Source organism: Cohnella luojiensis (assembly GCF_004564235.1).
GTDB lineage: Bacteria > Bacillota > Bacilli > Paenibacillales > Paenibacillaceae > Cohnella > Cohnella luojiensis.
The window spans coordinates 64,982-72,031 of record NZ_SOMN01000030.1 but is presented as its reverse complement, the minus strand read 5'-3'; the positions used below and the strand labels follow the sequence as shown (position 1 = coordinate 72,031).

The 7,050-nt window shown below is 48.7% G+C and carries 8 protein-coding genes and 1 rRNA gene; 2 read left to right on the top strand and 7 right to left on the bottom strand.

Annotation, left to right across the window (positions count from 1 at the left end; translation table 11 throughout):
• The 3 genes from E2980_RS24480 to E2980_RS18100 all read right to left on the bottom strand — a co-directional run.
• A 16S ribosomal RNA gene (locus E2980_RS24480) occupies positions 1-81 on the bottom strand; the annotation flags it as partial.
• Positions 82-420: 339 nt separating this feature from the next.
• Positions 421-642 carry a hypothetical protein gene (locus tag E2980_RS18105; RefSeq protein WP_135153627.1) on the bottom strand — a complete coding sequence of 74 codons (222 nt, stop codon included), beginning with the start codon at positions 640-642 and terminating at the stop codon, positions 421-423.
• Positions 643-783: 141 nt separating this feature from the next.
• Positions 784-1,392 carry a stage II sporulation protein M gene (locus E2980_RS18100; protein WP_135153626.1) on the bottom strand — a complete coding sequence of 203 codons (609 nt, stop codon included), beginning with the start codon at positions 1,390-1,392 and terminating at the stop codon, positions 784-786.
• Positions 1,393-1,562: 170 nt separating this feature from the next.
• Between E2980_RS18100 and pdaB the strand changes: the two genes are divergently transcribed.
• Positions 1,563-2,363: a polysaccharide deacetylase family sporulation protein PdaB gene (gene pdaB / locus E2980_RS18095; protein WP_135153625.1), complete on the top strand. Its 801-nt coding sequence runs from the start codon at positions 1,563-1,565 to the stop codon at positions 2,361-2,363.
• Here the strand turns inward: pdaB and E2980_RS18090 are convergent.
• Positions 2,356-2,970, bottom strand: a complete 615-nt coding sequence (locus E2980_RS18090; RefSeq protein ID WP_167747173.1) for a KinB-signaling pathway activation protein — start codon at positions 2,968-2,970, stop codon at positions 2,356-2,358. The genes pdaB and E2980_RS18090 overlap by 8 nt on opposite strands.
• Before the next feature lie 172 nt (positions 2,971-3,142).
• Here E2980_RS18090 and gerD point away from each other — a divergent pair, with 172 nt between their 5' ends.
• Entirely contained in the window at positions 3,143-3,754 is a 612-nt protein-coding gene (gerD, locus tag E2980_RS18085; RefSeq protein WP_240703082.1) for a spore germination lipoprotein GerD, read from the top strand.
• 66 nt (positions 3,755-3,820) lie between these two features.
• Here the strand turns inward: gerD and E2980_RS18080 are convergent, their stop codons facing one another.
• The 3 genes from E2980_RS18080 to sat form a co-directional block, all read right to left on the bottom strand.
• Complete coding sequence (locus E2980_RS18080) at positions 3,821-4,951, bottom strand: P-loop NTPase (RefSeq protein ID WP_135153622.1); 1,131 nt, start codon at positions 4,949-4,951, stop codon at positions 3,821-3,823.
• Positions 4,952-4,987: 36 nt separating this feature from the next.
• The gene (gene cwlD, locus E2980_RS18075) at positions 4,988-5,713 is read right to left on the bottom strand and encodes an N-acetylmuramoyl-L-alanine amidase CwlD (RefSeq protein WP_135153621.1); all 726 of its coding nucleotides are present in this window, start codon (positions 5,711-5,713) and stop codon (positions 4,988-4,990) included.
• 133 nt (positions 5,714-5,846) lie between these two features.
• Positions 5,847-7,025, bottom strand: coding sequence for a sulfate adenylyltransferase (gene sat, locus E2980_RS18070; RefSeq protein WP_135153620.1), 1,179 nt, complete (start codon positions 7,023-7,025; stop codon positions 5,847-5,849).
• Between the last annotated feature and the right edge of the window lie 25 nt (positions 7,026-7,050).

Genomic DNA, 7,050 nt, shown 5'->3' with positions numbered 1-7,050 from the left:
TAACTTCTAGATTCGTTCGACTTGCATGTATTAGGCACGCCGCCAGCGTTCGTCCTGAGCCAGGATCAAACTCTCCATAATAGTGAAGCCGAAGCTTCTTATTAAAGAGCCTTTGAGGCTCAATCTGTATTGCTGGTTTGTCTTAGCCGACTCGAAAGTCGACCTCGACGATTGTTTGTTTCTTACGCTCAATGTTCAGTTTTCAAAGAACAATTCGTGTTTCTTTTTCGTGTCTACCGCGCTAACGGCGACTTTTATAATATACCATAGCTGACTAGTACTTGGCAACTGGTATTTTTTAGTTACCGTTGTTGTCCGTTATTTCCTTCGTCCGCTTGCCCCCTCAAAAAGTGGGGCGAAAGCTAATTTAACATATTCATTGGGTGCCGGTCAAGCTTTTATTTGAATTTATTCGAATTCTTAACGTTGAGACTTCAATCCCATCGCATAGCGGGACAATTCCCTTGGAGGGGCAATGCGCGCATACATTCGGAAGATGATCTTGTAACGCTTGGATATCGCTTCTTTGACGGGGCCATCCAATCTGCGGTCGCTCATATCGAGAAGCATCTCGTCCATTTCCTTACGCAACAAATAATCGAATTCCTTGCATTCCTTGTCCGTGAACATCATCCCGAGCATAGAGTGCGGACCTCCTGTAAAAAGCAACATTTGCCGAAGAAAACAACTTGTGATCAAGAGCTTGAAAGATTCTCCGGCATGTCCTACTGTTATGCTCTTTTTTTGCCTCCTTTATGACAATCCAACCGCTTATGAATAACTTTAACTCATTAGCCAGTAAGTGACCGTACTTTCGATGACTGCGCCGAAGAGCAGAAACACTACAACTACGAGAAGAGCCGGAACCGAACCGATGGCAGTTCTTACGAAAGGTTGCCAGGGCTCCTTCTTTCCTAACGCCGAGCCTGCGATTCCCTTAAACAAGGTTATTCCGAAACGCATTCCGAATGCGCATGCCAAGAATACGGCGGACAACTCGAAAACGCCATGAGGCAATATACCCTTAATCACCAATGCGAATATGTTATGACCTTCACCGGAAAGGTTCTCGAGCAGGAAGCCCATAATCATACCGTTCGACACCAACATGATGACCGGCATTATTCCCGCGATGATGCCTAGCCCCATAACCAACAAAGTATTAAAGACATTATTTAGCGTGATAAGAAAGAACATCGTCCGTTCCGGATTATCCGATGAATTGACTTTTTCCGAAATCGCTCTGATTCCTTTGATTTGCTGCTCTAGAAATTCCGCGGGAGCGTTCGGCGATCCTCCGATAACAACTCCGGCAAAAAACAGGATTATCGAAAATATAAAGTACGGTCGTATCTCATTCCATGACTCCAGAAGCCCTTGGCGCGAAAACATATCCTACATCCTCCATTGCAATCGACTTATGTCATCTTTATGGCTTGTGTCCCATCCATATGAATAACTCTATGGGTCAAGCATACATTGATAGTATCCGAGTGGAGCGACTTGTCCGCCCAATAATGGCGAAGACGCAAACACTAAATCTGGAAGGAGCCGATTATCCCATGAATCATTTTTTCGTTTTCAACGGACGCCGCATTAAAAAGATATTTTTCCTTACGGTAGCAGCTATTCTAGCCATCTCGATTATTTGGGTGGAGAAGAACAATCTAAGCGTATTCGCCCCTCATCCCCCTGCGGCAGTGTACAGCGTTCCTACCGAACGCAAAGTTGTTGCTCTTACCTTCGACATCAGTTGGGGAGAAAAACGCGCCGAGCCTATTCTCGAAATTCTCAAAGCTAAGAACGTGAAGAACGTCACCTTCTTCCTCTCTTCCCCATGGAGCAAAACGCACCCTGATATCGTGAAAAAAATAACGGATGCCGGTTACGAGGTAGGAAGCCATGGCCACAAGCATGACAACTACAGCCAATATAGCGACGAAGAGATCCGAAAGCAAATTACGATTGCGGACGGTATTCTAAGGGACATGACCGGCAAGTCCCCCAACCTCATCCGGATGCCGAACGGCGATTTCGATAAGAGGGTATTGAGAATCGCGGAAGATCTCAACTATAAAGTCATTCAATGGGATACGGATTCCCTCGACTGGAAAAACCCGGGCGTCGACACCATCATCAATCGCGTAGTAGGGAAAGCACATCCCGGGGATATTATACTTTTACACGCCAGCGACTCCTGTAAACAGACCCACGAAGCGCTTCCCGTCATTATTGATCAGCTTCGAGCCAAAGGTTACGAGTTCGTTACCGTATCCCAAATGATCAGTCAAACCAACACGAACGGCAAAACGGTCGAGGATCGATCCGCTTGGAACGAACTAACTTCCCCTTACTTTACTTAGCAGCCGCGGCAATCGGTGCTACGTCTTGCGATTTACCCAAAATTCGGTGAAGTTGCATAATTTGATAAGCGTTACAAATGAATAGCGGGATCAATTGGTACAGAAGCGAAGAGATGTCTCCAGTCTTGAATACCGGAACCGACTCCATTGACGTTATGGCCACCAGGAAAAAGATAGTCGGTATCCACGCGCCCGAGGATGTCTGGCCAACCTTCAACCAAGCAACTACGCATGATGCAATGATAAGGACAAGCGGAATTAACCAATAAGTATAATTCGGAAAGTTCGTGCCGTAAGTCCAGTAGGCAATTTCCGCAAGGACGAACAGAGCAATAAATCCTTGAATGGCTACCCAAGAGTAAGGGCGCCTGAATATACTCCTTGCAATATAGTTAAGCATCAGATAAGCAAAGAAGCCCATATGGGCAAAGGCGCCGAAAGTCATTCCGATCAGCGCCATCATTAGAATGTAAGAAAACCAACCGCTCGCTTCTACATTCCTGAAATCGGGATTGAACAGTTGAATGGTAACGCTGCCCGCAACCGTTACGATCGCTCCGATTAATATGGTCGTTCCGAATAATTTCATCCATTTGCGTAAGTTCAAGTCGTGAAACCTCCTCTGTATAATCAAAACCATTTTACCATGAACAAGATAAAAAGCCATGAACAACCCCTTATATTCACAAGGTTGTCGAAGCATACTACAGCCATCACCCTACAGAAGGGAGCTGATCGGTATGCGTTATCGATTACGATGGTGTGGATGTTTGTTGGGAATGTCTTTGTTGCTATCCTCATGTGCACCCGAATCCGGAGGCAACGGCGGAGGGCAGATGAGCTACAAGGAAGTCAAATCCATGGTCATCGATATCCTTGGTTCCGAAGAAGCCCAGAAAGCAATGGAGAAAGCATCAACGGCTCAGTACGGCGAAAGCACGTTACAAATGAAAAGCATGACGCCTTCAGATCAAGCACAAGTGAGATTAGCGGTTAAAGACGTTCTGACTGCTCCGGAGTATTCTACGGTTCTGGAGAATATCATGAAGGATCCGAAGTTCGCAGGCGAATTCGCTAAAGCCGTCAGCAAGGACAACAAGCAGATCCATAAAGACCTAATGAAGGATCCTTCTTATCAGAAAGAACTCGTCGATATGTTCAAAACTCCGGAATTGCAAAAAATCATGACGGATTCCATGAAAACAAACGAGGTTCGCAAGCTCATCATGAGCTCGGTTACGGAATCGATGGATAATCCGTTGTTTAAGCTGGAGATCATGAGATTACTCCAATCCGTCGTGAAAGAAGAACTGACGCCTAAGCCCGAGAAGAAAAAAGAAGGCGGCGAAGAAGGCGGCGGTGAAGGTGGCGAAGGCGGTGGCGGCGGCTAGGTTAAACTAAAAAAAGCGGTTGAACGAGGGGAATACTCGTTCAACCGCTTTTACATTCTTAGAAGGTTACTTGCCGCAACGGTTAATTACGGTTTGGGCAAGGGTTAGATAATCTTTGCCGATTTCGGAATCGGCTTTATAGACGGACGGTGAATAATCCGGTTCGGACGGATGATTGTCCGGAGCACCGAGCGGGAACTGCGCCAGCAACTCCGTGCCCAACGTCTCCGCGAGCTTTCCTCCGCCGCCGCGACCGAATACATATTCGCGGGCGCCCGTTTCCTTGCTCTCGAAGTAGGACATATTCTCGACCACGCCGATAATATCATGATTGGTCTTTATCGCCATCGAGCCTGCTCTAGCGGCCACGAAAGCTGCCGTCGCATGGGGCGTCGTTACGATGATCTCTTTGCTCTGCGGGATCATCTGATGAACATCCAAAGCCACGTCGCCGGTTCCAGGAGGCAAATCAAGCAAGAGGTAATCCAATTCACCCCATTCCATCTCGGAGAAGAAATTCCTTAGCATCTTCCCGAGCATCGGACCGCGCCAGACGATCGGACTATTGTCCTCGACGAAGAACCCCATGGATATGACTTTGACTCCGAATCGTTCGACCGGCTTTATTTTATCCCCGATTTGTTCAGGTCGTTCTTCAATCCCCATCATATCCGGAACGCTGAAACCATAAATGTCGCTGTCGATCAATCCGACGCGTTTCCCTAGACGCGCCAATGCGACGGCTAGATTCACGGTAACGGTCGATTTCCCGACCCCGCCTTTACCGCTTGCAATGGCAATGAACTCCACGCCGCTCTCCGGATGGAGGATCGTGTGCTTTTCCAATCCCGCGCCATGCCCTTGAATCGGAGCTGCCTTCTTTTGTTCGCTTGGGGATACCGCCTTCCCCTGTGACGGCGCTTGACGCTTGGATAGTACATCCGACTTCTCATGATCTGTCATGGCACGGATTCGGAAGTGAGGGTTTTGTATGTTGATCCGGGTTAGCGCTTGAGTTAATCCCTGCTCTACTATCGTACTCTGATTCAGACTATCCGGATGAAGTACGACGGACATCGATACGGAACCATCACGTACCATGACATCGCGAATCAATCCCAATTCGGTTAAACTTTGTTGAACCGTAGGTTCATGCACGGGTTGCAAGGCTTCTAGTACGGCTTCTCTGGTGACCACGATTTCGACCCCCAATATCATTTTCGCATTTTCTTATTATAGCACAGGCTCTTCCGATTCACCGGACGTAAATCTCAATATTCCCCTGTAGATAGCAGCCGCGACTTTGCGCTGATATTCCTCGTCTGCCAGAAGGTTCGCTTCCTCGGGATGCGATAAGAATCCGACCTCTACTAACGCCGTAGGCATCTCCAGCGTTTTGAGCAAATAAATCGTATCGGCCTTCTTGGCGATCCGCTGGGTATTCCCCAAAACTCCGCGAAGCTCTGACTGAATGACCGTTGCAAGCCTTTGTCCCTCTTTATTCTTGGGGGAGAAAAAGGTTTGGGCTCCCGACCACCGAGGAGACGGAATGCTGTTCATATGGATGCTAATCGCTAAATTCGCCTGTTGCTTGCGAACCCTCTCCGCCCTTTGAAGGAGATCCTCCGTTTTCCGGCGGGAGTACCCTTTGGTTTCGGGCAGGGCAAGGTCGTAATCCCCCTCGCGCGTGAGCAGAACGATCGCCCCGGCTTGCTGCAGATAATCCCTCAAGTAGAGCACGATCGCAAGATTCAAGTCCTTCTCGATAACTCCATCCCGGCTAACCGCCCCGCCGTCCGCTCCGCCGTGTCCAGCGTCCAACGCGATAACCTTACCCGTTAAGGGCAAAGTCCAATGGGTCCATGTTCTGGAGGAAGGAATCTCGCTCAGGAAGACGGCAGCGGTTAACAGGATTAAACAAGTAACGATACCTACTCGCAGCAACGCCTCTCTTGTCATCCATATTATCAACCGACGCCGCTTGCTCAGAAATGACCATATACGCCTTACGCTTTGTCCATTAAACAATAAAATCCACCTCGCCCCGGGAAAACTCCCTACATCATATGGGACAAGGTGGATAAATATGAATTTAGATTGCGTACGTTTTGCTTGCTTCGGCCATTCCCTCGATTAGGATCGCAGCCACTTCCGGTCTGGAAAACTCAGGCGGAGGACAAATTCCGTCACGCAATAGCGCACGGACCTTCGTACCCGACAATGTCAGGTGGTGTTCCTTGTCGTGCGGGCAGGTTTTACTTGAGGCCATGTTGCCGCATTTCGTGCAATAAAAGCTATGCTCGAAGTATAACGGCGTGATTCCAAGCTCTTCTACGGCAAATGTCTTGAGAAGGTCTTGCGCCTCGTACGTGCCATAATAATCGCCTACGCCCGCATGGTCGCGGCCGACGATAAAATGAGTACAGCCATAATTCTTGCGAACAAGCGCATGGAAAATCGCCTCCCGCGGCCCCGCATAACGCATCGCTGCCGGGAACACCCCAAGGAACGCTCGATCTTGAGGATAATAATTCTCGAGCAAAGCCAGATAGCTCTTCATCCGGACATTAGCGGGCACATCATCCGATTTCGTCTCCCCTACGAGAGGGTTTAGGAACAATCCATCGACGATTTCCATGGCTGCCTTCTGAATATATTCATGCGCTCTATGCACCGGATTCCGCGTTTGGAAGCCTACGACCGTTTTCCAGCCCTTTTCCGCAAAGATGCGACGAGTGTCCGATGGGTCGAAGTAAAATTCATTGAATTTCTCCGGAACCGGACGATTCAATACCTGAATGGAGCCACCGATATAGGTGTCCGGCCGGTCAAACAATTTCACGACGCCGGGATGCTCCATATCGTCCGTCTTGAAGATCCGTACCGCTTCGTGACGCTTATTCACTTTGTATATGCTGTCAATACTGATTACGGCGTATGGAATGCCATCATTCTCGCCGGTAAGCACGGCCTGCTGTCCTACGGACAGAGTCGCTGCTTGGTCTTCCGTAACGGACAACGTAATCGGAATGCTCCAAATCGCGCCGTTAGCAAGTCTCATGTTATTGACGACAGATAAGTAATCCTCTTCGTTCATGAAGCCGGTCAGCGGGCTAAACGCTCCCACGCCGATTAAATCCAAATCGGATATCGTCCACGCATTAACCGGAATAGACACCAAACTCGCCGCTTGGGCCAGTAACGCATCGCGTTTTTGCCCTTCTACTACCCGGTTAACCAATGGATTGCCATGCGGTAGATTTGCGCTCATGATCTGACTAGCTCCTTCTGAATTC